The sequence below is a fragment of the Streptomyces sp. NPDC096040 genome, from assembly GCF_040303265.1.
Classification (GTDB): Bacteria; Actinomycetota; Actinomycetes; order Streptomycetales; family Streptomycetaceae; genus Streptomyces.
This window is the reverse complement of the sequence record NZ_JBEOTA010000009.1, coordinates 141,493-164,578: the sequence shown is the minus strand read 5'-3', so window position 1 is coordinate 164,578 and position 23,086 is coordinate 141,493. Positions and strand designations below refer to the sequence as shown.

At 71.9% G+C, this 23,086-nt stretch carries 24 protein-coding genes, 2 pseudogenes and 1 riboswitch; of the genes and pseudogenes, 5 read left to right on the top strand and 21 right to left on the bottom strand.

The window, feature by feature from the left end:
• Positions 1-46 precede the first annotated feature (46 nt).
• The 10 genes and pseudogenes from ABTY98_RS14445 to ABTY98_RS14400 form a co-directional block, all read right to left on the bottom strand.
• A pseudogene (locus ABTY98_RS14445) lies at positions 47-228 on the bottom strand (LLM class flavin-dependent oxidoreductase); the annotation flags it as partial.
• A complete protein-coding gene (locus tag ABTY98_RS14440; protein ID WP_352221208.1) occupies positions 225-1,598 on the bottom strand; it encodes an NtaA/DmoA family FMN-dependent monooxygenase in 1,374 nt (457 codons plus the stop codon). The pseudogene ABTY98_RS14445 and the gene ABTY98_RS14440, both read right to left, overlap by 4 nt.
• A 24-nt stretch (positions 1,599-1,622) precedes the next feature.
• Complete coding sequence (locus ABTY98_RS14435) at positions 1,623-2,813, bottom strand: LLM class flavin-dependent oxidoreductase (protein WP_352221207.1); 1,191 nt, start codon at positions 2,811-2,813, stop codon at positions 1,623-1,625.
• A gap of 77 nt (positions 2,814-2,890) precedes the next feature.
• Positions 2,891-3,025, bottom strand: a complete 135-nt coding sequence (locus tag ABTY98_RS14430) for a putative leader peptide (RefSeq protein WP_352221328.1) — start codon at positions 3,023-3,025, stop codon at positions 2,891-2,893.
• Positions 3,026-3,036: 11 nt separating this feature from the next.
• Entirely contained in the window at positions 3,037-3,750 is a 714-nt protein-coding gene (locus ABTY98_RS14425) for a GNAT family N-acetyltransferase (RefSeq protein WP_352221206.1), read from the bottom strand.
• 25 nt (positions 3,751-3,775) lie between these two features.
• Positions 3,776-4,801, bottom strand: a complete 1,026-nt coding sequence (locus ABTY98_RS14420; RefSeq protein ID WP_352221205.1) for an ABC transporter substrate-binding protein — start codon at positions 4,799-4,801, stop codon at positions 3,776-3,778.
• Between the two features lie 42 nt (positions 4,802-4,843).
• A complete protein-coding gene (locus ABTY98_RS14415) occupies positions 4,844-5,626 on the bottom strand; it encodes an amino acid ABC transporter ATP-binding protein (RefSeq protein ID WP_352221204.1) in 783 nt (260 codons plus the stop codon).
• The gene (locus ABTY98_RS14410) at positions 5,623-6,603 is read right to left on the bottom strand and encodes an amino acid ABC transporter permease (protein WP_352221203.1); all 981 of its coding nucleotides are present in this window, start codon (positions 6,601-6,603) and stop codon (positions 5,623-5,625) included. Before ABTY98_RS14410 ends, ABTY98_RS14415 begins: the two co-directional genes overlap by 4 nt.
• Positions 6,604-7,005: 402 nt before the next feature.
• A riboswitch (SAM riboswitch) is annotated at positions 7,006-7,117 on the bottom strand.
• Between the two features lie 77 nt (positions 7,118-7,194).
• Entirely contained in the window at positions 7,195-8,058 is an 864-nt protein-coding gene (locus tag ABTY98_RS14405) for a glutathione S-transferase C-terminal domain-containing protein (RefSeq protein WP_352221202.1), read from the bottom strand.
• Between the two features lie 128 nt (positions 8,059-8,186).
• Positions 8,187-8,318: a putative leader peptide gene (locus ABTY98_RS14400; RefSeq protein WP_352221201.1), complete on the bottom strand. Its 132-nt coding sequence runs from the start codon at positions 8,316-8,318 to the stop codon at positions 8,187-8,189.
• A gap of 160 nt (positions 8,319-8,478) precedes the next feature.
• On the opposite strand from ABTY98_RS14400, the gene ABTY98_RS14395 reads away from it, so the two are divergent.
• On the top strand, positions 8,479-8,736 hold the full coding sequence (locus ABTY98_RS14395) for a hypothetical protein (protein WP_352221200.1): 258 nt from the start codon (positions 8,479-8,481) through the stop codon (positions 8,734-8,736).
• 141 nt (positions 8,737-8,877) lie between these two features.
• Entirely contained in the window at positions 8,878-9,687 is an 810-nt protein-coding gene (locus ABTY98_RS14390; RefSeq protein WP_352221199.1) for a hypothetical protein, read from the top strand.
• Positions 9,688-9,691: 4 nt separating this feature from the next.
• Here ABTY98_RS14390 and ABTY98_RS14385 read toward each other — a convergent pair whose 3' ends face one another.
• The 3 genes from ABTY98_RS14385 to ABTY98_RS14375 form a co-directional block, all read right to left on the bottom strand.
• Positions 9,692-10,033: a DUF2218 domain-containing protein gene (locus ABTY98_RS14385; RefSeq protein WP_352221198.1), complete on the bottom strand. Its 342-nt coding sequence runs from the start codon at positions 10,031-10,033 to the stop codon at positions 9,692-9,694.
• 71 nt (positions 10,034-10,104) lie between these two features.
• Entirely contained in the window at positions 10,105-10,227 is a 123-nt protein-coding gene (locus ABTY98_RS14380) for a hypothetical protein (RefSeq protein ID WP_352221196.1), read from the bottom strand.
• Positions 10,228-10,359: 132 nt separating this feature from the next.
• Positions 10,360-10,515: a hypothetical protein gene (locus tag ABTY98_RS14375; protein WP_352221195.1), complete on the bottom strand. Its 156-nt coding sequence runs from the start codon at positions 10,513-10,515 to the stop codon at positions 10,360-10,362.
• Between the two features lie 15 nt (positions 10,516-10,530).
• Here ABTY98_RS14375 and ABTY98_RS14370 point away from each other — a divergent pair, with 15 nt between their 5' ends.
• Positions 10,531-11,040, top strand: a complete 510-nt coding sequence (locus ABTY98_RS14370; protein ID WP_352221194.1) for an iron-containing alcohol dehydrogenase — start codon at positions 10,531-10,533, stop codon at positions 11,038-11,040.
• Positions 11,041-11,073: 33 nt separating this feature from the next.
• Here the strand turns inward: ABTY98_RS14370 and ABTY98_RS14365 are convergent, their stop codons facing one another.
• From ABTY98_RS14365 to ABTY98_RS14350, 4 genes are all read right to left on the bottom strand, one after another.
• On the bottom strand, positions 11,074-12,237 hold the full coding sequence (locus tag ABTY98_RS14365) for a cytochrome P450 (RefSeq protein WP_352221193.1): 1,164 nt from the start codon (positions 12,235-12,237) through the stop codon (positions 11,074-11,076).
• 115 nt (positions 12,238-12,352) lie between these two features.
• A complete protein-coding gene (locus ABTY98_RS14360) occupies positions 12,353-12,781 on the bottom strand; it encodes an OsmC family protein (protein ID WP_352221192.1) in 429 nt (142 codons plus the stop codon).
• Between the two features lie 27 nt (positions 12,782-12,808).
• Complete coding sequence (locus ABTY98_RS14355) at positions 12,809-13,543, bottom strand: hypothetical protein (protein WP_352221191.1); 735 nt, start codon at positions 13,541-13,543, stop codon at positions 12,809-12,811.
• On the bottom strand, positions 13,540-15,675 hold the full coding sequence (locus ABTY98_RS14350) for a SpoIIE family protein phosphatase (RefSeq protein ID WP_352221190.1): 2,136 nt from the start codon (positions 15,673-15,675) through the stop codon (positions 13,540-13,542). The genes ABTY98_RS14355 and ABTY98_RS14350 overlap by 4 nt, the downstream gene beginning before the upstream one ends.
• Positions 15,676-15,863: 188 nt before the next feature.
• Here ABTY98_RS14350 and ABTY98_RS14345 point away from each other — a divergent pair, with 188 nt between their 5' ends.
• Together ABTY98_RS14345 and ABTY98_RS14340 are read left to right on the top strand one after the other, a co-directional pair.
• Entirely contained in the window at positions 15,864-16,820 is a 957-nt protein-coding gene (locus tag ABTY98_RS14345; RefSeq protein ID WP_352221189.1) for a cyclase family protein, read from the top strand.
• A 57-nt stretch (positions 16,821-16,877) separates the two neighbouring features.
• Positions 16,878-18,027, top strand: a pseudogene (locus ABTY98_RS14340) (substrate-binding domain-containing protein).
• Here ABTY98_RS14340 and ABTY98_RS14335 read toward each other — a convergent pair.
• From ABTY98_RS14335 to ABTY98_RS14320, 4 genes are read right to left on the bottom strand one after another with little or no spacing between them, the layout of a single operon-like run.
• Positions 17,991-19,256, bottom strand: coding sequence for an XdhC family protein (locus tag ABTY98_RS14335; protein WP_352221188.1), 1,266 nt, complete (start codon positions 19,254-19,256; stop codon positions 17,991-17,993). The pseudogene ABTY98_RS14340 and the gene ABTY98_RS14335 sit on opposite strands and share 37 nt — an antisense overlap.
• Positions 19,249-21,375, bottom strand: coding sequence for a xanthine dehydrogenase family protein molybdopterin-binding subunit (locus tag ABTY98_RS14330; RefSeq protein WP_352221187.1), 2,127 nt, complete (start codon positions 21,373-21,375; stop codon positions 19,249-19,251). The genes ABTY98_RS14335 and ABTY98_RS14330 overlap by 8 nt, the downstream gene beginning before the upstream one ends.
• On the bottom strand, positions 21,372-22,364 hold the full coding sequence (locus tag ABTY98_RS14325; protein WP_352221186.1) for an FAD binding domain-containing protein: 993 nt from the start codon (positions 22,362-22,364) through the stop codon (positions 21,372-21,374). The genes ABTY98_RS14330 and ABTY98_RS14325 overlap by 4 nt, the downstream gene beginning before the upstream one ends.
• Positions 22,361-22,924, bottom strand: a complete 564-nt coding sequence (locus ABTY98_RS14320; protein ID WP_352221185.1) for a (2Fe-2S)-binding protein — start codon at positions 22,922-22,924, stop codon at positions 22,361-22,363. The genes ABTY98_RS14325 and ABTY98_RS14320 overlap by 4 nt, the downstream gene beginning before the upstream one ends.
• Positions 22,925-23,086 lie beyond the last annotated feature (162 nt).

Here is a 23,086-nt window from a genome sequence, read left to right as displayed (position 1 = left end):
GACATGCGCGGGCTCCTCGGCAGCGTGGAGGACGGGTGCCCAGGTCCGTCGGCGCGGAGGAGAGGAACGGGCGCTCGTGCCGCTCCCCCACCCCGAACCCGTCGAAGCCCAGCTCCTCGGCGAGCACGGCGTTGTCGAGGACCTCCCGGAACCGGTCGTGGGTCGCCTCCGGACGCCCGTGACCGGATCCGGCCGGTGCACGATCAGGGTGATCGCGAGGAACCTCACGACGCCGCCCGTTCGCTCCGCGGCTCGTCCGGATGCGCGAGGCCGAGGTGGTCGCGCAGGGTGGGGCCCTCGTAGTCGGTGCGGAAGACGCCCTGTTCCTGGAGCAGCGGGACGACCTTGTCGGCGAAGACGTCGAGGCCGCCCGGGGTGATGTGCGGGACGAGGATGAACCCGTCGCTGGCGTCCGCCTGGACGTACTCGCTGATGGTGCGGGCGACGGTGGCCGGGGCGCCGATGAAGTTCTGCCGGTTGCCGGTCTCGATCACCAGGTCACGGATCGACCAGCCGTTGGCGGCGGCCAGCTCCCGCCACTCCCGGGCGATGGCGAGCGGGTCGCGGTACATCCGCACCTGCGCCCGGCCCCGCGAGATGTGCTCCGAGCTGACGTCCGGGTCGATCTCGGGCAGCGGGCCCTCCGGGTCGTACGACGACAGGGCCCGGTTCCAGACGAACTCCAGGTGCTTGATGGCCGTGGCCCCGCTGACCTGCTGCCTGCGCACCTCGCGGGCCAGCTCCACCGCCTCCTCGTCGGTGTCGCCGAGGACGAAGCTGGCGGCGGGCAGGATCAGCAGTTGGTCGGGCCGTCGGCCGTACTTGGCGAGGCGGGACTTCACGTCCGTGTAGAAGGCCTGGCCGCCTTCGAGGGTGGCGTACCGGCTGAAGATCGCGTCGGCGCCGGCGGCGGCGAACTCGCGGCCCTCGTCGGAGTCGCCGGCCTGGAAGATCACCGGGCGGCCCTGTGGGGAGCGCGGCACGTTGAACTGCCCGTGGATGTCGAACTGCGGACCCTGGTGGACGAAGGAGCCGGCCTTGGCGTCGCGCAGGAAGGTGCCGGTGGTCTGGTCGGCGAGGATCTCGTCGCCCTGCCAGGAGTCGAAGAGCTCGTGCGCGGTGGCGAGGAACTCCTTGGCGCGGGAGTAGCGCTCGTCCTGCGGCAGGAAGCCGCCACGCCGGAAGTTCTCGCCGGTGAAGGCGTCCCAGGAGGTGACCACGTTCCAGGCGGCCCGGCCGCCGGAGAGGTGGTCGAGGCTGGCGAACTGGCGGGCCACCTCGTAGGGCTCGTTGAACGTGGAGTTGATGGTGCCGGTCAGTCCCAGGCGGTCGGTGACGGCGGCGAGCGCAGCCAGCACCGTGAAGGTGTCGGGGCGGCCGACGACGTCCAGATCGTATATTTTTCCGCCCTGTTCGCGCAGCCGCAGGCCCTCGGCGAGGAACAGGAAGTCGAACTTGGCGCGCTCGGCGGTCTTGGCGAAGTGTGCGAAGGAGCTGAACTCGATATGGCTGCCGGCCGCCGGGTCGCTCCACACGGTGGTGTTGTTGACGCCCGGGAAGTGCGCGGCCAGATGGATCTGCTTCAGCGGCTTGCTCATGTCGTGGGTCCCTTCCGGTCCGGCTCAGGCGGCGGCATAGCGGTTGGCGGGGCGGGCGAGCCCGAGCAGGCCGCGCAGGGTGTCGGCCTCGTAGGCGGTCCGGAAGCGGCCGCGGCGCTGGAGCTCGGGCACCAGGTCATCGGTGATGCGCGGCAGGTCGTGACCGAGGACGGCGGGCCGCAGCCGGAATCCGGTCAGCCCCTCCCCCGCGAACTCCTCAAGGAGATCGGCGAGCCGGTCGGCCGTACCGGCGAAGATCCGGGCGTCGCTGGTGTACGGCTCGCCCGCGAGCTCGTCCAGCCGCTCCCGGCGTGCCACCGCCCGGTCCTCGGTGTCGTCGAGGAAGACCACCAGGTCACCGAAGACGTGCAGCGGCTCGCCGGAGCGGCCGGCCGCGACCTGCTCGGCGCGGATCTCGGCGACGATCGCGCGGGCCTGGCCGGTGTCGTGCGGGGTGACATAGCCGATGTCGGCCTGGCGGGCCACCAGCCGGTAGGGGACGGTGCCATGGCCCAGGGCGGTGACCAGGGGCTGGCCCTGCGGCGGGCGCGGGGTGATGGAGGGGCCCTTCACGCTGAAGTGGCGGCCTTCGAAGTCGATGTAGTGCAGCTTCTCGCGGTCGATGAAACGCCCCGTGGCCGCGTCCCGGATCTCGGCGTCGTCCTCCCAGCTGTCCCAGAGCCGGCGCACGACCTCGACGTAGTCGGCGGCCTCGTCGAAGAGCTCGGTCACGACCGGGCTCTCGTAGTGCTCGACGGGCGGGATCGTGCGGCGGCCGAAGTGGGCGGCCTCGCTGGGCCGGGCGGTGATCTGCACCCGCAGTCCGGCGCGGCCGGTGCTGACGTAGTCCAGGGTGGCGATCGCCTTGGAGATGTGGAACGGCTCTGTATGGGTGGCCACCACCGTCGGGACGAGACCTATGCGGTGGGTGAGGGGCGCGATCCGGGAGGCGACGAGCACGGCGTCCAGCCGGCCGCGCACCTGGTCGGTGCGCTCGTCCGGCTCCAGGGGCCGGGAGGACTGCGGGCCGAGGCCGTCCTCGATGGTGACGAAGTCGAGGAGACCGCGCTCGGCCTCGGCGACCAGACCGGCCCAGTATCCGGCGGTGAGCAGCTCACGGGGGCGGGCGACCGGCTCCCGCCAGGAGGCGGGGTGCCAGCCGGTGCCGTCGAGAGCGACGGCGAGATGCAGGGGAGAAAGGGGTGCTGAGGACACGAGGGTGCCTTCCTGGAGATCCGTACGAGGGCGCACGCCACCCACCCAGAAGCGGGTGCGGCTTCAGCGAAAACGGGTCAGGAGCAACAGAGCGCGCCGGCCACGCGCTGTAGGTCGATGTGAGGCCGGGAGTGGAGATGCACGGCGTGGCATATCCGCGTCACGGCCGTCACCTCCCCTTTCAAGGCGCCCTGTGGCGGCGCCTCACACATCTCGTCAACCCTCACAACGCCCCGGCCTTCGGGGATGTTCCCGGGCTGCGCACCAGCAGGATGCGGGTGCGCAGGCGCTCGGTGAGGCCGATGGACTCGTACAGCCGGATCGCCGTGGCGTTGCCCGGGGCGGCATGCAGGAACGGGGTGTCACCGCGCTCCCGGATGCCGACGGCGACCGCGCGCACCAGACGGGTCGCCAGGCCCCGGCCGCGGTGCCCGGGGTCGGTGCAGACCGCGCTGATCTCCGTCCACCCGGGCAGCCGCAGCCGCTCACCCGCCATCGCGATCAGTCTCCCCCTGTGTCGGATGCCGAGACAGGCGCCCATCTCCACGGTCCGCTTGCGGAACGGGCCACGCTCGGTGCGGGCCACCAGGTCCAACATCTCGGGCACGTCGTGCGCGCCGAGCCGGACCGCCTCGGGGTCCGGCTCGGCCCGCAGTCCGGTGTCGACGAACTGGACGCCCGCCCCGCCGCCGACCACCTCCCAGCCGGGCGGCGCCCCCTTGACGGGCTTGATCCGTACGGTGGTTCCGGGGCCGACGAGCGTGTGCGGGTCGGCCCAGGCGTCCGGATCGGCGGGATCGGCGAGGGCGGCGCAGGCGTAGACGTCCTCGGGGTAGCGGGCGGCCCGGCCGCAGCGTTCGGCGAGGTGTGCGTGCGGACCGGCGAGGGCGGACCGGACGGCGTTGTCGAGGACACCGTCGGCTGCTTCGAAGGTCATGGTGACGTTCTCTTCTGACCGGCCGTCAGGAGTTGTCCAGCGGCAGTCCCGGCGGGTTGACCTCGGACCTGGTGACGGCCTCGTTGGAGAGGTTGTAGGCGGCCAGCCACTTGGCGTACTGGCCGTTCTCGATCAGGTGGTTGATCGCGTCGGCGAGCGGCTTGGCGAGTCCGCTGTCCTTCTTGGCGGTGGCCGCGATCAGGCCCTGGAGGCTTCCGCCCGCGCCGGAGTAGGTGCCGGCGGTGCGGGTGGCGTTGGGCGTGTCGGCGACCTGGCGGTTGTGGTAGGCGATGCCGGGGTTGGGGCCGAGATAGGCGTCGATCTTGCCACTGGCGAGGGCCAGGTAGACGCTGTTGCTGTCCTGGTAGTACTTGACCGTGAGGTTCTTGCCCTCCTTGGCCAGCTTGGCCTTCCACTCCAGGAGGATCTTCTCCTGGTTGGTGCCGGCGCTGACGGAGACGGTCTTCCCGGCGAGGTTCTCGTAGTTGTCGTCGAAGTTCCAGGTGCTCTTCTTCGGCACGGTGAAGGCGAGGTTGTCCTGCCGGTAGGAGGCGAACTCGTACTTCTTCTTGCGCTCCTCGGTGTCGGTGACGTTGGAGAAGGCGACGTCCACCTTGCCGCTGTCGATGCCGACGAACATGTTCTCCCAGGTGAAGTTCTTCACCTGGGGGGTGAGGCCGAGGACCGCGGCGACCAGGCGGCCGAGGTCGGGTTCGGAGCCGGTGAGGGTCTTCTGGTCGCTGCCCACGTAGGCCAGCGGCGGGAATCCGGCGGGCAGGGCGCCCTCGCCCATGACGAGTCTGCCGCTCTTGCGGACGGCGGCGGGCAGTTCGGCGCTGATGGACTTGACCTCGGAGACCTTCACGGTGGTCTGCTGGGCGGCGCCGTTGGAGACCTGTCCGATGACGACCTCGCCGTTGTTGGCGCTGCCGGTCGTGGTGGCCGCGTCGCTGTCGCCCCCGCAGGCGGCGAGCCCGGTGGCGAGGGTCGCGACGGCGGTCGCCGAGGCGAGGCCGCGGATCAGGCTGCGTCGGGAGAGGAGCGTGGGCATGGCTGTCCTTCGTGTTTCGGTGAAAGGTGAAAGGGGTCTGCTTCACAGGACCTTGCGCAGGAAGTCCCGGGTCCGTTCGTGCCGCGGATTGTCGAGGATCTCGGCGGGCGGGCCCTGTTCGACGATCCTTCCGGCGTCGATGAAGACGATCCGGTCGGCGACCTCACGGGCGAAGCCGATCTCGTGGGTGACGATCACCAGGGTGGTGCCGCTGGACGCCAGGTCCTTGATGACGGCGAGGACTTCGCCGACCAGCTCGGGGTCGAGCGCGGAGGTCGGTTCGTCGAAGAGGATGATGCCGGGGCGCAGCGCGAGGGCGCGGGCGATGGCGACGCGCTGCTGCTGGCCGCCCGACAGCTGCCGTGGATAGGCGCCGACGCGCTCGCCGAGGCCGACCCGTTCGAGGAGTTCCTTGGCCAGCCGCTGGGCCTCGGGCCTGGTCAGCTTTCCGGTGGCGACAGGGGCGGCCGCGACATTGTCGAGGACCGTCAGGTGCGGGAACAGGTTGAAATTCTGGAAGACGAAGCCGATCCGGCTGCGCTGGGCCAGGATGGCGCGTTCGCTGAGCTCCTTGAGCCCGTCGCCGTGCCGTTTGACCCCGATCAGCTCGCCGCCGACGCTGACGTAGCCGGACTCGGGCTTCTCCAGGTGGTTGACGACCCGGAGCAGCGTGGACTTGCCGGACCCGGACGGGCCGAGGACTACGGTGACCTCGCCGGGGCGGACGGTCAGGTCGATGCCGTCGAGGACGTGGTGGGGGCCGTACGACTTGTGGACGTCGTGGATCTCCAGGGCGGCCGGGGCGATGTCCGGTGCGGTGGTCATACGGCGGCCTCCCGGCGTGCCCGTTTCCGCAGGCCGGCCAGGCCGGTGCGGAGTCTCTGCAGGGGGGTCGGCGGCAGCGTGCGGGTGGCGCCGCGGGCGAAGTACCGCTCGACGTAGTACTGGACGACGGAGACGGCGCTGGTCAGGATCAGGTACCAGACGGTGGCGACGAGCAGCAGCGGCACGATGTCGCCGGGGTAGGTGCTGCCCATGGACTGCACCGAGCCGAAGAGGTCGAGCAGCGAGACGTAGAACACCAGGGACGTGCTCTTGATCAGGCCGATGAGCTGGTTGACGTAGTTCGGCACGATGGAGCGCAGGGCCTGCGGGAAGACGATCCGGGTGAACTGGTAGCCCTTGGGCAGGCCGAGCGCGGCGGCCGCCTCGTGCTGGCCCTGGTCGACGGAGAGGATGCCGCCGCGCACCACCTCGGCCGCGTAGGCCGCCTCGTTGAGGCTGAGACCGATCACGGCGATCGCCAGGTCGGTGGCCAGCTTCGACTCGTCGAAGGTGACGAAGGACGGGCCGAAGGGCACGCCCAGGCTCAGTGTCCTGTAGAGGGCGGAGAAGTTGTAGAGGAAGATCAGCAGGACGATCAGCGGCACCGAGCGGAACAGCCAGGTGTAGGTCCAGCTCACCGCCCGCAGCACGGGGCTGCCGGAGAGCCGGGCGAGGGCGAGCACGATACCGCCGAGCAGGCCGAGGACGGCGCTGAGCGCGGCCACTTCGAGGGTGACGACGAGTCCGTCGAGGATGGTGGGGCGCAGGAACCAGTAGCGGAAGCGGTCCCACTGGTAGAAGGGGTTGGCGGTCAGTCCGTGGACGAACTGCGCGACGACCACCAGGACGACGGCGGTGGCGATCCACCGTCCGGGGCGGCGCAAAGGCTGAACTCGCTGATTTTTGACAGACTTTGACGGTACGTCAGTGGGCGACGGCGCCTCGGCCAGGGACAGGGCGCCTGGGGGTTCACTCATGATGGGCTCCGGCGGAGTCGGACACCCCGGATCACACGGCCGGTTGCCGCGGCACCGGGCCGCGTTCGGGCACGGCACGGGTGCGCGGGGGCGCGCGGGACACGGGGCGGGGCGGACGGCTGCACACCGGGGCGGCCGGTGTCTCGTCGAGGACGCTGGGACGCGAGGCTGCGGGAGCCGCGCTGCGGGCGAGGCGGAAAGGCCTGGTCAGACCTGGCAGCGGGGACAGCCCGGTGCGGTACACGGGCTACACAAGGCGCTGTTGACACGGAGCAGGTCGACGGCGCGGTCGGCGACGAGCGGGCTCGGGTACGGCTGTACGCAGTCCTGGGTGCGGCCCTCGGCCGTCCTGGAAGCTGCGTACATGTCCGTCACCTGTCGCTGTTGTGGCGGCCCCTGGGGGCCTCGCGCTTACCGAACGTCGTCATCCGGTCGGGTCGTCACCTGGGGCACCCCACCGCGATGCGAGGGTTGCCGGTCAGCAAGCCAGGGCTCGATGCTGACGCTCTTGACCAATCTGTGCCGCAAGTAAGTCAGTTGCCCGAACGGCTGTCAACGCCTGTCCGCATGACGGAACGGTTCGGGCCGCTCTCACCTGCGGGAGGTGTCCGCCGCATGGCCGGCCCAGTCCAGGATCTGGACGGCCGCGCCTGCGGCTTCCAGGCCCTGACAATGGCCGTGGTGGCGGCGGGTGATGCCGTCGAGGTCGAGGTGGGCGCCGAAGGCCGGGTGCGCGGCCAGCCGACGGGCGTAGGCCCACAGCACCGGGTGGCCGGCGATGCGGTGCACGGCGGAGGCGTCCAGGTGGTTGCGGTGCACGGTGTCCAGCTGCACCAGGGCGACCCACAACTCCACGTCGGCAGCGGTGAGTTGCTCGCCGAGCAGAAACTCCGCCCCGGCCAGCCGGCGCTCCAGTTCGCCCAGGGTGGCGAGCAGCGTGTCCAGCGCCTCCGGGTCGCCGTCCGCGCTGCCGACGCGCTGGGCGGCCTGCTCGACGCCCTCCGTACAGAGCAGCTCGACCTCCTCGATCTCGGCCTCGGCCCCGCACGGGTACAGCCGGGCGGCACCGTCGCCGAAGTGGCGGTCCAGGTCGCGCAGGATGTGCCGGCTGTGGGTGCTGACGATACGGCCGGACCAGTCGTCGCTGAGCACGGGCGCGAGGGCCGGCCCCGAGTAGCGGTGGGCGCTGGCCTCGTAAAGCGGGCGCAGCGCCGTGTGGCTGCCGTCGGGACAGTCCGGGACGGCGGGCAGGTAGGTGACCGGACAACAGTCGTACAGGCCGAGGAGGCTGTGCCCGACGGCGATGCGGAGGCCGTCGGGACAGGCGGTGGCGAGGTGGAGCCGGTAGCGGCGCGGCACGGCGTAGTGGCCGCTGGATGCGTCCCGGCCGATGCGGCCCCTGAAGCCGGGCGTGGGGTGGGCGGAGGGAAGGGCGGCGAGCGGAGTGATGGACATGCGTCTCCCCGGGATACGGCGCGCGGACGTACGCGCGGCGGAAGCGTTCGTCGGTGGGCGGGCGCTCGGCGGGTGCGGCCGCCGGCGGGCGCTCGGCTGATACGGCGGGTACGGCCGGCAGCGGGTGCTCAGCCGGTGCGGCTGATGGCGCTGCACACGCGCAGCAGATCGATGTGCAGGCGGGAGGTGAGCAGCGGGGCGGAGAAGGGCGTACGGCTCCCGCGGCGCTGTCTGCCGGTGACCGTGCGCAGGCGACCCATCTTTCCCTACCTTTTCACTAGGATTCCCATCTGGAGTGTCGATCGGCCTCCGCGTGCCGTCAAGGGGGCGTCCACGCCTGGGACACCCGGCCCCGGTTTGCCGCCGGCGGCAAGCGGCTGTCCGCTGGAGACGCAGGCCGAGCGACAGGAGCCGGATGCGATGTGCGAACCCCCCGGCCCCGGGCCCGTACCCGGCGCCGTACCCGAGACCTTCGCCTTCACCTGCGGGCGGTGTGGCGAGGTCTGGGAGGCGACCTTCCAGGCGGTGTTCTTCACCGACCCGATCGCCGACCCGGACCTGCAGAGCACCCAGGAGTACGTCGACGAGGCCGGGCGGGCCGTGCGGTCGCCGCTCACGGACGCGGTGTGCCCGCGCTGCGGCAGCCGGAAGGTGCGGATCACGGCTCCCGGATCATGACGCTCACCCGGATGGCACGCGCGGGTGGTCGGCGACCGTGCCGGATGGTGGCGTGGAGGGACGTACCGCCGTTGTCCGCGGAGTGACGCAGCACCGCTGCCCCGCGGAGTGACGTACCGCGTTCCCGAGGAGGCAGTCGCGATGATCCGTCCGTCCCGACCCGTGCGTGTTCTCGCCTCGGCCCTGGCGGCGGGGACCCTGCTCGCCACGGCGGCCTGTACGGACGAGAGCGGCGGCCCCGAGGCCGTATCCATCTCGCCAGCCGGGGAGCGCCCCCCCGCGTCCGCGTCGGCGACCCCCGCCCTGACCGGAGCGGGCGCGCAGGCCGCGCTGATCACTGCGGCCGACATCGAGGACAACTGGCAGCTGGCCACCGACGCGGCGACCTGGCGCAACACGATGGTGGTCGGCAAGGTCGACGTGGCCGACTTCCTGACCGCCAAGTCCGACGCCGCCGACTGCCAGCGCCTCCTGGACGGCCTCTACTCCGACAGCCTCCTCGGCCGCGCCACCGGCGCCTCCGGGCTGAGCGGATTCACCTCGGAGGACGCCCGGATGCTGTACCAGGTCGGCGACTACGGCTCGGCCTCCATGGACGCCACGCTGGCCTGGCTGAAGACCCTGCCCGAGAAGTGCAACCAGTTCACGGCCACCGGCAAAGACGGCGGCAAGCGCACGGTGCAGGTCGCATCGGCGCAGATGCCGAAGTCGGGCGACGCGCGCGAGGCCCTGACGGTGACCGTCAAGGGCACCGCCGAGGGCCAGCCCGCCACCTACACGACGGATGTGGCGGTGCTGCGCATCGGCGCCTCCGGCGCGGCGGTCACCAACGGCAGCCTGTCCGGCGTCGACCACGACAGCACCGCCCTGGCCGTGCGGAACGGCGCCCAGCGCCTCAAGGACGTCCTGTCCGGCAAGACCCCGGCACCGCTGCCGAGCCAGTTCGACTAGAAGTTCAGTGCGGCAGGGGGTCCTCGGAGTCGCGCTGGGTGGTGCCCGGCTCGCCGTTGTCCCGGTGCCACTCGACGAGTAGTTCGTCGCGGTTGCCGAAGCGGACCAGATGGCGGCCGACGACGCCCTCCAGGAGGTCGAGGTTCTCGGGGTCCGTCTCCACGGTGAGCAGCAGGGCGCCCTCGGTGGCGGTGAGGGTGCCGGTGCCGCCGTTCTGGAAGACGATCCCGCCGGTGCCGGTCTCCTCGTCCCAGTTGGCCTGGGAGCGGCGGCCGAGGTGTGAGGCGAGCTGCTTGGCGTAGCGGGCGGGGCGGTCGGTGGTGACGCGGGCTTCGGAGCGGGCCACCAGGGACTCCCGGTGCTGCGGATCTGTCCGACCGACTTGTCCGGTGACGGGGTCCCCCGCTGGAAGGGGATCTACCCGGCCGCCTCGGCGGCCGCCATCCCGCCGTCGCCGTGGCGCTGCACGACGACCTGGGTCGCCGTGATGGTCGCGCTGTCCACCGTGCCCAGGACGAGCACGGGCGCACCGGTCTTCACGGCCTTGGCCGGGCCGCCGACGGTCTAGCGCGGCGGTGTCGATGCCGAGCAGTTCGACCTGGCGGCGGTCTGAGACAGCCGAGAGGCCCCGCAGGTTCGTGCCTGCGGGGCCTTCCCGGCGTCGGGAGAACGTCAGCCGCTCACCGGACCGCGCGCGGTGCGGGCCGCCTTCGCGAGGTCCAGGTCCGTGGTCTCCGGCGCGAGGAACTGGGAGACCAGGCCGCCGACCGCGAGCACCCCCGCACCGACGAGCAGCACGAACTCCACGCCGAAGCGGTCGAGGCCCATCGGCACCCGGTCTCGGTGGCGTACGCGACGCAGGCGGTGGCCATGGTCGGCCGCTGGCTGCCGGCCGCGCACCGGGACGGCTCGGACCTGGAGGCCCGTGCCCAGCTGATGCTGGGCGCCCATCTGGCGGGCCAGGCGCTGACCATCTCCGGGCTCGGTCTCGTCCACGGCATCGGGCACGCGCTGACCGCCCACACCGGCACCCCGCACGGTGTCGCGCTCGCCGCCGTCCTGGAGGAGGTCCTGGAGTTCAGCGCCCCGGCGGCCGGGGAGGCCTACGAGCAGACGGCCCGCGCGCTGCGCCTCGCCCCGCCCGCCGACGGCGACTGGGCCCGCGCCGCGATCGACGCCGTCCGCGAGGTCTCCGGCGCGCTCGGCATCAAGCAGCCGCTGCGCGACCTCGGCGTCAGCCCGCACCTACTGCGCCCCATCGCCGCGGGCGCCCTCGCGGACGCGGTCACCAAAAACGCGCCCCGGCAGCCGACCGAGGAGCAGATCCTCGGGATCCTGGAGGCGGTGTACTAAGGCCGGAGGGGCCTCGAAAGTCAGGCGGGCCCGTCACCACAGCACATGCAGGCTGGGGGGCTTGCGGAACACCAGGCCGTACGGCGAGGCGGGCCGCTCCGGGTCGAGGCGCAGCGCGGGGAGGCGTTCGAGCAGGCGCTGGAGGGCGATACGGGTCTCCAGCCGGGCGAGGTGCGCGGCGAGGCAGTGGTGCGGGCCGTGAGCGAAGGCCAGTTGGAGGCGGGCGTTGTCCCGGCGGACGTCGAAACGGTCCGGGTCGGGGAAGACCGCCGGGTCACGGTTGGCGCCGGTCAAGGAGACGGTGACCAGGTCACCGCGCCGGATGGCGGCCGGGCCGAGGACGATGTCGCGGGTGGCGTAGCGGTCCACCACCGCCGCACCGGGCTCAAGGCGCAGCGACTCCTCGACCGCACCGTCCAGCAGGCTCGAATCGGCCTGTACCAGGGCGAGTTGGCCCGGGTCTCCGAGCAGGTGGAGCAGCGCGTTGACGATCATCGCCTCGGTGGTCTCGATACCGCCGAACATCAGGACCGCCGCGTTGGAGGCCACTTCGGGCGACTCCAGCCGCCCGGCGGCGGAGACGAGGAGCGAGGACGCGTGCCGGTCGGCGACCGTGGCCTCGACAGCGGCCCGCAGCTCTGCGTAGGCGGCGGCACCCGCCGAGCCTGCTTCCAGTCCTTCGGTGATGTCCGAGACGGACCGTACGATCACGTCGTACCAGGCCAGCACGGTGTCCGTGGTCGCCCCGACCAAGCCGAGCGCCTCGGTGACGACGGCGACGGCGAGCGGTCCGGCGAAGGCGCGGCGCAGTTCGGTGGCACCCGACGGTTCCAGTGCGGTGATGAGGCGGTCGGTCTCCCGCTCGATGAACGGGGCGAAGCCGTCGTACACCGCGCGGGGCCGGAAGGGAGCGGCGAAGGGCTCACGGTGGCGGGTGTGTGCTGCACCGTCCAGGGACAGCATGCTGGGCCCGACGACCTGGGCGGTGGAGAAGCGCGGGTCGTCGACGGTGAAGGTGGCGGAGTCCCGCATCACGTCGAGAGCGAGGTCGCGGCGGGTGACCAGCCAGCCGTTCAACTCGGGCAGCCAGGAGACCGGTTCATGGGCGCGCAGCCGTGCCAGACGCGGGTGCGGGTCTCGGGCGAGTTCGGCGAGCGTGGTCGAGGCACCGACCGGGAACGCCTCAGCGGTGCTCATCGGGCGGCCCGGCCGAGGAGAGGGAAACGATTCACCTCCCCACCTAAGCACGGCACCCTGACCTCCGGTTCGCCGCCCCGGACATGACGAACGACCGGCACACCGCCCACTCACATCAGTCGTCCTCGACCGAGACGGTCACGGGCGTTCCGGCCTCGATCGTGCGGCTGACGGTGCACAGCCGGTCGTGGGAGACGGCGACCGCCCGGGGCAGGATGGCGCGGGCGCGATCGCCCGACGCACCGTCCGGGAAGGTGACGGAGAAGCCGACCGCGAGGTCCGTCATCCGGTTGCCGGTCTCGTCGCCGACCTTCTGGCCGCTGACGGTCACGGTGAAGGCGGTCGGCTCCGCGTGGCGGCTGGTGGCGAGATCGACGTCGGCCGCGGTGCAGCCACCGATCGCGGCGAGCAGGAGTTCCACCGGGGTGAATGCCGTGCCGTCACCGGTGCCGAAACTGATCGTGCCGCCGCGTGCGTTCGTCGCGGTGAAGCGGCCGGTGCCGATGCGCTCGACCGTCACCAGGCGCAGGGAGTCTTCGCTCATACCGACGAACCTAGGGCAGCCCGGCCGTCAGTGCAGGATGTTCACGGCCCGCGCCACCACCAGGACCACCGTCACCAGGGAGACGGAGGACTGCAGCATCATCAGCATCTTGGCCCAGCGCGTCAGCGGCATCACGTCGGTCGGGCTGAAGGCGGTGGAGTTGGTGAAGGACAGGTAGAGGTAGTCCAGGAAGGTCGGCTCCCAGTCCGGCGGCGCGGTCTCGGGGCTCTGCATCTGCACGAAGAGGAAGTCCGCGTACTGGTGGTGGCCGCGGACCCGCGCCATCGGTCCGCCGCGGTCATACTCCCAGTACCAGAGTGCGAATACGATGACGTTCGTCAGCCAGATGCCGCCACCGGTCAGCAGCAGCGGTCCGGCGTCCTTGCCCTCGGTGCCGTTCACCAGGCCCGCCACCAGCCGGACCGCCGCCCAGCCGTTGGCGAGGCTGATCGCACACATCAGGGCCAGGCCGAGCAGACGCAGCCACCGGGTGCGGGGCTCGACCCGCCGGGGGTTGCCGGCGATCAGGCCGGCCAGCAGCACCAGTTCCAGCGCCGGCAGGGCCCAGTACGGCTGGAGGGCGAGCCGGTGCGGCAGCATCAGCTGGAGCGCGACGGCCACCAGGATCACGGCGGTCACGGCCCACCGTGGTTCGCCCTGCGTGGCTCTGCGCCAGGCGGGCACCACTTGGCGCTCGCCGCCCTCCAGCAGCCGCTCGATCCTGGCCAGCCGGTTCTCGGCATCGCCCATGTGGTCGTTCATGGCGATGATTGTCCCCGAGACCGCTTGTCCATCGTCCATCCGGCATCGGGTCTCGTTGGGCGCAGCGGCCGGGCTCGGGCGATGAGCAGAGCGACGTCGTCCTCGCCGCCGGGCGGCCGGAGCATCTCCAGGATGCGTTCGCAGGTCTCTTCCGGATCGTGGCCGCGGGTCGCGGTGAGGGCGTCGAGCAGGGTCTCCAGGCGGGCGTCGATGGATTCGCTCCGGGTCTCGACCAGGCCGTCGGTGTAGAGGACCAGTTCGTCGCCGGGACGGAAGGCGATGGTGGCGGCCTCGAAGGGCACCCCGCCGACGCCCAGCGGTACGCCTGAGGGCAGGTCCAGCAGCCGCGCCGGGTGGCCGGCCCGCAGCAGGGCCGGGGGCAGGTGGCCGGCGAGGCACATCCGGCACTGGCCCTGGTGCGGGTCACAGACGCAGTAGAGGCAGGTGGTGATGGCCTGCTCCACTCCTTCGGTCAGGTGATCGAGGTGGTAGAGGGCCTCCTCCGGGGTGAGATCGAGTTCGGCGAAGGCGCGGGCGGCGCTGCGGAGTTGGCCCATGGTGGCGGCGGCGTTGATGCCGCTGCCCATGACGTCCCCGACGACGAGGGCGGTCTTGTCACCCTGCAGGGGTATGGCGTCGTACCAGTCGCCGCCGATCTCGCTCGTGGCGCCGGCGGGCTGGTAGCGGCAGGCGATCTCCAGGCCCGGCAGGTGCGTCGCGAGCTGGGGGAGCAGACTGCGCTGGAGAGTGAGGGCCATATGGCGCTGGGCCTGGTAGCCACGGGCGTTGTCGATGCAGACCGCGGCCCGGGCCGCCAGCTCACAGGCGAGGAACACATCGTCGTCGTCGAAGGGCGCGGGGTTGCGGGTGCGGGTGAGGGCGAGGGCGCCGAGGACTTCGCCCCGGGCCAGCAGCGGTACGGCCAGGTAGGAGTGCACCCCGGCCGCCGCCAGGAGGGAGGCGGCCTCACCATGCCGGGCGATGCGCTCGAGGTCCCGGCGGCTGGTGTGGGGCAGCAGAACCGGTTGACGGTTGCGCACGCACTGGGTCATCAGGCGGTCGCTGTCGTAGGAGGCGAGTTCCCCTGGCGGGTCGGCCGCGCGGGCCGCCTCGGCGGCGTGGGCCGCGCTGACGGCGAGGGCGCGGAAGCGGGCCGGGCCGTCGTCCGGCGCGGTCCGGCCGTCGAGCGCGCTGTCGAGTACGTCCACCGCGGCCACGTCGGCCAGGGCCGGTACGACGACGTCGGCCAGCTCGCACGCTGTCGTCTCCAGATCGAGGGTGGTACCCACGCAGGCGGAAGCCTGGGCGATCAACGCCAGCCGCTGCCGGGCCTGTGCCGCCTCGGCGGCCGCCCGATGCCGCTCAGTGACGTCGATGACGGAATAGGCCAGGCCCAGCACCCGCCCGCCGGAGTCCTCCAGCCGGTAGTAGGAGACGGACCAGGCGTGATCATGGTCGGGGTCGCCGGGCGGACGGCAGACGATGTGCCGGTCCACGACCGACTCGCCCGTCTCCAGGACACGGCGCAGACGCGCCTCGGGGTCTGTGTTCAGGTAGGTCAGGACCTCGCCGGCCGGCCGTCCGAGACGCTCGGCGGCGGATTGGCCCGTGATGCGTTCCAGGGCCGGATTCATGGCCAGGTACCGCAGGTCCGTGTCCAGAATGGCCAGTCCGATCGGGGACTGGGACACCAGACGCATGGCCAGGGCGGCATCCCGCTCGACCCGCTCCACCGTGGCCTGGTCGGCGGCGAGGCCGAGGGCGTAGACGTCGCCGAGGTCGTCCAGCAGCCTCATGTTGCGGAACTCCACCAGGCGGGTGCTGCCGTCCTTGTGCCGGACCGGAAAGGCGCCGGCCCAGTCGTGGCCGGATTCCATGACGTGGGCGAAGAGCTCGATGACCTCGTCCCGGTGCTCCTCGTGGACCATCAGCTGAGCCGCGTACTGCCCCAGCGCCTCCGCCGCGCTGTGGCCGAACAGTTCCTCGGCCTTCGGGCTCCAGAAGACCACCTGACCCTGCGCGTTCAGCACCACCGCCGCGACGCTGAGCAGATCCAGCAGACCGCTGGGCGGCGCGGCGGGATCGGCCGCCGTCCGGCCGGCGACTGCTCGGGAGGAGTCCGTCGTGCCCATCCCTCATCTTCCCTCCCGCCCGGTGCTCTGGCTCGTGCCACATCGGCGGGCGTGCTGTCTCCATCCATGGTCGCCCCATACCTAGGGGGCTCACACCTGGGCCTCCTTGCGCAGGCCCCTGTGCGAAGCTGGAGTCGATCACAAGTGCCACACTCCTGCGCGTCACGCCCGGAGAGCGGTGAGTACCGATGCCTTCCAAGCCGCCCGGTCCCGGATCAGCCGTCACCGGCAACGGGCCCGCCGTCTCCCGGCGGGGATTCGACACGCTCTTCGAGGCGGTCCGTACCTGGGGCCGCTGGGAGCCCGCCGACCGCGGCGCCTGGAACCGGGTGACCGCGGACCAGGTACGGCGGGCCACGGCCGAAGTGCGGTCCGGGGTGGTCGTCCCGTTGGCGCTGCCGTGGAACACCCGGGCCGGCCCCGACAACCACAGGCCCGCGCTGCACCACATGACCGATCTCGGTGACGTGGAGAGCCCGGAGCCCACCGCGCACAAGGACTTCATCGCCGCCGACTACCACGGCAAGGGCGTCTCCCATCTCGACGCCCTGTGCCATATCGCCTACCGGGGCCAGCTCTACGACGGCCGGACGGCCGCCGACGTCGTCGGCACCGCGGGCGCCCGCTTCGGAGCGGTGTCGGCGCTCGGCCCCCTCGTCACCAGGGGCGTGCTTCTCGACCTCCCCGCCGTCTTCGGGATCCGCTGGCCGGAGCCGGGACAAGCGGTGCACGCAGAGGACATCACCGCCGCGGAGCGGGCGCTCGGGGTGACGATCGGCGAGGGTGACGCCGTGCTGCTGCGGTCCGGGCACGTCCGCCGCCGCACGGAGCTGGGCGCCTGGGACCCGGACACGGCGAGCGCGGGCTTCCATGTGGACGCCGTACCGCTGCTGGCTGAGCGCGGGATCGCGCTGCTCGGCGGTGACGGTGACAATGACGTACGGCCCTCACCCGTCGAGGGTGTGCACTCGCCGGTCCATGCCCTGGCCCTGGCCGCGATGGGCGTTCCGCTGCTGGACAACCTCGATCTGGATGCCCTCTCCGCCGCCACGGGGGAGGCCGGGCGGTATGAGTTCCTGCTGCTCGTGGCGCCGCTGAACCGGAACCGACGCGTCCGCCGCCCCCTCCCCGGCTCGGGACGGTGACACGGCGGGCCCCACGCCATGAGTCCCCCGCGTCCTTCTCCTCCGCGAGGAGCTTCCGTGCGCCGCAATCACAAACCCTCCCCGACGCGATGTGTCTCCATCGCCCTGCTGGCGACGGCAACCGCCCTCGCGTGCTGTGAGCGGGGCTCGTCGGGCGGCCAGCGGTCTCCGCCACCGGCCCGAGCGGCTGCCCCGCCGTCCAGGGACGGGCCCAGGCCGCCGTCACCCGGGCGGAGAGGACCGACGTCCCCTGGAACGGGCCCACCAGCGGCCCCGCGGCGGTGCCCGGCAAGACCGTCGTGTATGTCGCGCAGACCATGACCAACCCCGGAGTCGCGGGCGTCGCGAAGCGCCTTCGGGAGGCCGCGAGCGTCATCGGCTGGAAGGTCCGGGTGATCGACGGCGAGGGCACCCCCGCCGGCATCCAGGCGGCACTGAGCGAGGCCGTGGCCTCAGGCCGTCGGGCATCGTCATCGGCGGTTTCGACCCCGACTCGACCTCGCAGCAGGTGGCGCGGGCCACCGCGGCGGGCATCCCGCTCATCGGCTGGCACGCGGTCACCTCCCCCGGGCCCAGCGTGCGACCCAAGCTCTTCACCAACGTCACCACCGACGTCGACGACGTCGCCGCGATCAGCGCGCAGTGGGTCATCGCACACTCCCGGGGCAACGCCGGGGTCGTCCTCTTCACCGACGCCTCGATCCCGTTCGCCCGCCACAAGTCCGAGCTGATCAGAAAGGGGCTGGCCGCCTGTGCGGGCGTGCGGCTGCTGTCGTACGAGAACATCCCGATCCCGGACACCAGCAGCCGTACCCCCAGGGAGGTCTCCACCCTCCTCGCCCGCTTCGGGAGCCGGTGGAGCTACTCCGTCGCGATCAGCGACCTTTACTTCGCCGACGCCGCCCCCGCCTTCCGCGCGGCCGGGGAGAGGGGCGCAGGGCCGCCCTTCAACATCGGCGCCGGTGACGGCGACCCGTCCGCCTTCCGGCGCATCAACAGCGAGCGGTACCAGGCGGCCACCGTCCCCGAGCCGTTGTCGTCGCAGGGCTGGCAGATCGCCGACGAGTTCAACCGCGCCTTCTCGGGCCTTCCGGCCAGCGGTTACGTCGCGCCGGTCCATGTCTCCACGGCGGCCGACAGCGAAGGGGCCTCGGCCTGGGACCCGTCGGGCTACCGGGAGGCGTACCGGAAGATCTGGGGCAGATGACTTCGAAAAGGCACGACGACAGGAGATGAACCTGCGACCCCCTGGCCTCCAGTCGCTGAGTCGGTGGGCGGCGTGCGACGGTGAATCGGCGTGCCCGAGCCGGTCAGCGGGGCGCCCGTCCCGCCTCGCCGGATCGCGACGATCTCCGCCGCGATGGACAGCGCCGTCTCCTCGGGCGTACGGGCGCCGAGGTCGAGGCCGATGGGCGACCGGAGTCGGGCCAACTCCACCTCGCCCAGGCCGACTTCACGCAGCCTTCGCTCCCGGTCGGCGTGTGTACGGCGGGAGCCCATCGCGCCGACGTAGGCGACCGGCATCCGTAGGGCCGCCTCCAGCAGGGGTACGTCGAACTTGGCGTCGTGGGTCAGCACGCACAGGACCGTGCGCGCGTCGGTCTCCGTACTCCGGAGGTAGCGGTCCGGCCAGTCGACCACGACCTCGTCCGCATCGGGGAAACGGGCCCGGGTGGCGAAGACGGGGCGGGCGTCGCACACGGTCACGTGGTAGCCGAGGAGCTTTCCGGCGCGCACGAGTGCGGCGGCGAAGTCGATCGCACCGAAGACGATCATGCGCGGTGGGGGGACACGGGTCTCGATGAACAGGGTGAGGCCGCCGGGGCAGTGGGAGCCGTCCTCGGACATCTCGACGGTGCGGGTGCCTCCGGCGGTCAGCGTGGCCAGGGCCTCGGCGGTGATGTGATCAACGGGGAAGGTCGTGGGTAGGGTGCGGGCCGGATGTGGCTGGTCGCGCCCGCGCGGCGGAGCCGCAGATGTCACGGCCCCGCGCCCCTGTGCGGGTGCGTGCACAGGTGTGCCGACAAGTTCGGCCGGTCCACGGATCACCCTGGACAGTGCTGTCGGCTCCTCCTTCGCCGCGGCCGACAACGCCGACACGTACACGTCCCTGTCGACTCCGTCCCGCGGCACCGGAGCGACCAGGATCTCGATCACCCCGCCGCATGTCAGGCCCACCGCGAAAGCGTCCTCGTCGCTGTAGCCGAAGGTTTCGAGGACCGGCTCGCCGTTCTCGAGGGCCTGCATGCACAGGTCGTAAACGGCCCCCTCGACGCAGCCGCCGGAGACCGAGCCGATGACCGTACCGGCGCTGTCGACCGCGAGGGCGGCGCCGGGAGGGCGCGGCGCGCTGCCGCCGACGGACACCACCGTGGCGACGGCGAAGTCGCGGCCCTCCTGCGCCCACTCGCTCAACTCAGCGGCGAGGTCAAGCATCTCGACCTGCCTGCAGGACGCGGTCGGGGCGGATGGGCAGGCTGCGATGGCGTACGCCGGTCGCGTGCCAGACCGCGTTGCCGATGGCCGCCGCGGCGCCCACGATGCCGATCTCGCCGATGCCCTTGATGACGACGGGGTCGTCCTCGTCCGGGTCCTCGCCCAGCCAGTCCGCCTCGATGAGCGGGACGTCGGCGTTGGCCGCGAAGTGGTAGCCCGCGAGGTCGGCGCCGATGTGGGCGCCCGAGGCCCGGTCCCGGACCGCCTCCTCGTGCAGGGCCATGGAGATGCCCCAGATCATGCCGCCGACGAACTGGTTGCGGGCGGTCAGCGGGTTGACGATCCGGCCCGCCGCGAAGATGCCGAGCATCCGGCGGACCCGCACCTCGCCGGTCGCGACATCGACGGCGACCTCGGCGAAGTGGGCGCCGTAGGAGTGCCGTTCCTTCTGCGGCAGTGCCGCGATGGCCGCCGCGGTGTCCGAGCGGACGGTGATGCCGTCCGCAGGGATGCCGCCGCCCAGGGCGAGTCGCTCGCGCAGTTCCTCCGCCGCCGCGGTGACCGCCCAGGCCCAGGAGCTGGTGCCCATCGAGCCGCCCGCGATCATCGCAGGACCGAAGTCGCTGTCTCCGATCAGGACACGGACGCGGTCCGGCGTCACCTCCAGCGCGTCGGCCGCGATCAGGGTGAGGGCCGTACGCGCGCCGGTGCCGATGTCCGCCGCGGAGATGCGGACGGTGAATCCGCCGTCGGCCTCCGCGGTCACCGCGGCCGTGGACGGAACGGCTCCCGCGTGGAACGTGGCCGCCGCCGTTCCGGTGCCGAGCAGCCAGCGGCCGTCGCGGCGCAGGCCGGGACGCGGATCGCGGTCGGCCCAGCCGAACCTTCGGGCGCCCTCCCGGAAGCAGGCGATCAGACGGCGGCCGGCGAACGGCAGCCCCGATACGGGCCCGGTCTCGGGCTCGTTGCGGACGCGCAGCTCGATCGGGTCGACGCCGCACTTCTCGGCCAGTTCGTCGAGCGCCGACTCCAGCGCGAACGACCCCGGTGCTTCGCCCGGCGCGCGCATCCAGGTCGGGGTCGGCACGTCGAGCCGTACGATCCGGTGGGCCGTGTGGTGGGCCGGGGCGTCGTACAGCACCCGAGCCGGCATGGTGCTGGGCTCCAGGAACTCGTGCACCGTCGAGGAGAGGTTCAGCGACCGGTGCTCCAGGGCGCGCAGCCGTCCGTCGGAGTCGGCGCCGAGCCGGACGCGCTGTGCCGTGGGGCTGCGGTAGCCGACCAGGGAGAACATCTGACGGCGGGTCAGCACGACGCGTACGGGGCGCTGGAGGAGGGTCGTGGCCATGACGGCGGCCACCTGGTGGGCGCGCACGCCCTTGGAGCCGAAGCCGCCGCCGATGTGTTCGGAGCGCACGCGCACGGCTGCCGGGTCGAGCGAGAACAGGTTCGCGAGTTCGCCCTTCACCCAGGTGGCGCCCTGGTTGGAGTCGACGACTTCGAGGCGGCCGCCGTCCCAGTGGGCGGTCGCCGCGTGGGGCTCCATCGGGTTGTGGTGTTCCTCGGGCGTGGTGTACTCGGCGTCCACGACGACGGCGGACCGGTCGAGTTCGGCCTCCAGGTCGCCCTTCGCGGTCATGGCCGCGGCGTGGGGCGCGCCCGCCGCCGGGTACGCGCCCGGGTGCCCGCCGGAGAACGCGATGTCGTGCGGCTCCTGGTCGTAGTGCACCACGAGCGACTCCGCGGCCTCCCTCGCCTGCTCGGACGTCTCGGCGACGACCAGCGCCACGGGCCAGCCCGCGTGCGGCACCCGGTCATGCTGGAAGAGCGCGATGGACGGGTCGGGCTTGTTCCCCAGGAGCCCGTCGTAGTCGGTGTCGAGGTGCGGGGCGTTCCCGTGGTGCAGGACGGTGAGGACACCGGGCATGGCCAGGACGGCGTCGGTCTCCATCGCGCGGATGCGGCCGCGGGCGACCGTGGACAACACCAGCCAGCCGTGGGCGAGTTCAGCGAAGGGGATCTCTCCCGCGTAACGGGCGGCGCCGGTGACCTTGTCGCGTCCCTCCACGCGGGAGTGCGCGGTGCCGACGGAGCCCTTCAGGGGGGTGACGGTGGTCATCGGGCGGCCTCCTCGGCGAGTTCGGTCAGCACGGCCACCACGAGGTTGCGCATGAGGGTCACCTTGTATCCGTTGTGCGGCAGGGGCCGGGCCGCGGCCAGTTCGGCGTCCGCGGCGGCGGCGAAGGTGCGGGCATCGGCCGGTGCGCCCGTGAGCACCCGCTCGGCCTCCCGGGCCCGCCAGGGCCGCGACGCGACCGCTCCGAGGGCGAGCCGCACCTCCCGTACGTTTCCTGCCTCGACGTCCAGCGCGGCGGCGACGGACCCGATCGCGAACGCGTACGAGGCCCGCTCCCGCACCTTCCGGTAGCGCGAGGTGGCGGCGACCGGTGCGGGCGGCAGGGTGACGCCGGTGATCAGCGCGCCCTGCGGCAGGGCGGTCTCCCGGTGCGGGGTGTCACCGACCGGCAGATAGAACTCCGCGAGCGGCAACTCCCCGGGCCCGTCGGCCGTTTGGTACGACACGACGGCGTCGAAGGCGGTGAGCGCCACGCCCATGTCCGACGGGTGTACGGCAACACAGTGGTCGGAGGCGCCGAGGATCGCGGCGTTGTGGTGCTCGCCGGCGATGGCGGGGCAACCGCTGCCGGGGTTGCGCTTGTTGCACGGCTGGGTCACGTCGGCGAAGTAGCCGCAGCGGGTGCGCTGGAGCAGATTCCCGCCGACCGTGGCCATGTTGCGCAGCTGCCCGGAGGCGCCGGCCAGCACCGCCTGCGTCAACGCCGGGTAGCGGCGGCGGACTTCGGGGTGGGCGGCGAGGTCGCTGTTGGTGACGGTGGCGCCGATCCGCAGGCCGCCGTCGGGCGTCGACTCGATGCGGTCCAGCGGCAGTTCGCGTATGTCGACGAGGCGGGCGGGCCGCTCGACGCCGGTCCTCATCAGGTCGACGAGGTTGGTGCCGCCGCCGAGGAACCTCGCGTCCGGATCGGCGTCCAGCAATCCGACCGCGCCGGAGACGTCGTGCACCCGCTGATAGCCGAACTCCCTCATGCCGCCGCCTCCGTGGCCTTCGTCTCGGCCGCGGCCGCCTGGGCGACCGCCTGGACGATCGACACATACGCGCCGCAGCGGCACAGGTTGCCGCTCATCCGCTCACGGATCTCCTCGGCGGTCAACGGCGGCGGTCCCGCCTCGGGCCGTACGTCGCCGGTGACGGCGCTCGGCCAGCCGGCCGCGTGCTCCTCGATCACCGCGACGGCCGAACAGATCTGGCCAGGTGTGCAGTAACCGCACTGATAGCCGTCGAGGTCGAGGAAGGCCTGCTGCACAGGGTGCAGCCGTTCGCCGTCGGCCAGGCCTTCGACAGTGGTGATCTCCCGCCCCTCGACGGCCACCGCCAGTTGCAGACAGGAAACGGCGCGGCGGCCGTCGACCAGAACCGTGCAGGCGCCGCACTGCCCCTGGTCACAGCCCTTCTTGGTGCCTGTGAGAGCAAGCCGCTCACGCAGGGCGTCGAGCAGGGTGGTGCGGTGGTCGACGGCAAGGGAGTGTTTCTCGCCGTTGATGTTCAGGGTGATGGCACTGTGCGTCGACGAGGTGGCTGGGGCCATGATCAGCCTTCTTTCACAGATCCGGAACGCGCCGAGAAGGCGGTCCGGCACGCAGGCGTAAGGGAAACTTGGATGCGCCGGGAGGCAAAAAGGCAGCTCAGTACATGGCTGGATCGGGTCGGCCATGGCTATGATGGGTCCAACCGGACAGCTGTCCGTTAC

What these genes read in the sequence shown, in the direction of transcription:
- ABTY98_RS14330 (WP_352221187.1), bottom strand. Translation starts at nt 21,375, where the DNA reads ATGACCACCGTCACCCCCCTGAAGGGCTCCGTCGGCACCGCGCACTCC.
- ABTY98_RS14420 (WP_352221205.1), bottom strand. Translation starts at nt 4,801, where the DNA reads ATGCCCACGCTCCTCTCCCGACGCAGCCTGATCCGCGGCCTCGCCTCG.
- ABTY98_RS14425 (WP_352221206.1), bottom strand. Translation starts at nt 3,750, where the DNA reads ATGACCTTCGAAGCAGCCGACGGTGTCCTCGACAACGCCGTCCGGTCC.
- ABTY98_RS14320 (WP_352221185.1), bottom strand. Translation starts at nt 22,924, where the DNA reads ATGGCCCCAGCCACCTCGTCGACGCACAGTGCCATCACCCTGAACATC.
- ABTY98_RS14395 (WP_352221200.1), top strand. Translation starts at nt 8,479, where the DNA reads ATGTGCGAACCCCCCGGCCCCGGGCCCGTACCCGGCGCCGTACCCGAG.
- ABTY98_RS14375 (WP_352221195.1), bottom strand. Translation starts at nt 10,515, where the DNA reads ATGGGCCTCGACCGCTTCGGCGTGGAGTTCGTGCTGCTCGTCGGTGCG.
- ABTY98_RS14350 (WP_352221190.1), bottom strand. Translation starts at nt 15,675, where the DNA reads ATGGGCACGACGGACTCCTCCCGAGCAGTCGCCGGCCGGACGGCGGCC.
- ABTY98_RS14400 (WP_352221201.1), bottom strand. Translation starts at nt 8,318, where the DNA reads ATGGGTCGCCTGCGCACGGTCACCGGCAGACAGCGCCGCGGGAGCCGT.
- ABTY98_RS14345 (WP_352221189.1), top strand. Translation starts at nt 15,864, where the DNA reads ATGCCTTCCAAGCCGCCCGGTCCCGGATCAGCCGTCACCGGCAACGGG.
- ABTY98_RS14365 (WP_352221193.1), bottom strand. Translation starts at nt 12,237, where the DNA reads ATGAGCACCGCTGAGGCGTTCCCGGTCGGTGCCTCGACCACGCTCGCC.
- ABTY98_RS14415 (WP_352221204.1), bottom strand. Translation starts at nt 5,626, where the DNA reads ATGACCACCGCACCGGACATCGCCCCGGCCGCCCTGGAGATCCACGAC.
- ABTY98_RS14355 (WP_352221191.1), bottom strand. Translation starts at nt 13,543, where the DNA reads ATGAACGACCACATGGGCGATGCCGAGAACCGGCTGGCCAGGATCGAG.
- ABTY98_RS14335 (WP_352221188.1), bottom strand. Translation starts at nt 19,256, where the DNA reads ATGCTTGACCTCGCCGCTGAGTTGAGCGAGTGGGCGCAGGAGGGCCGC.
- ABTY98_RS14405 (WP_352221202.1), bottom strand. Translation starts at nt 8,058, where the DNA reads ATGTCCATCACTCCGCTCGCCGCCCTTCCCTCCGCCCACCCCACGCCC.
- ABTY98_RS14390 (WP_352221199.1), top strand. Translation starts at nt 8,878, where the DNA reads ATGATCCGTCCGTCCCGACCCGTGCGTGTTCTCGCCTCGGCCCTGGCG.
- ABTY98_RS14430 (WP_352221328.1), bottom strand. Translation starts at nt 3,025, where the DNA reads ATGTGTGAGGCGCCGCCACAGGGCGCCTTGAAAGGGGAGGTGACGGCC.
- ABTY98_RS14360 (WP_352221192.1), bottom strand. Translation starts at nt 12,781, where the DNA reads ATGAGCGAAGACTCCCTGCGCCTGGTGACGGTCGAGCGCATCGGCACC.
- ABTY98_RS14325 (WP_352221186.1), bottom strand. Translation starts at nt 22,364, where the DNA reads ATGAGGGAGTTCGGCTATCAGCGGGTGCACGACGTCTCCGGCGCGGTC.
- ABTY98_RS14440 (WP_352221208.1), bottom strand. Translation starts at nt 1,598, where the DNA reads ATGAGCAAGCCGCTGAAGCAGATCCATCTGGCCGCGCACTTCCCGGGC.
- ABTY98_RS14410 (WP_352221203.1), bottom strand. Translation starts at nt 6,603, where the DNA reads ATGAGTGAACCCCCAGGCGCCCTGTCCCTGGCCGAGGCGCCGTCGCCC.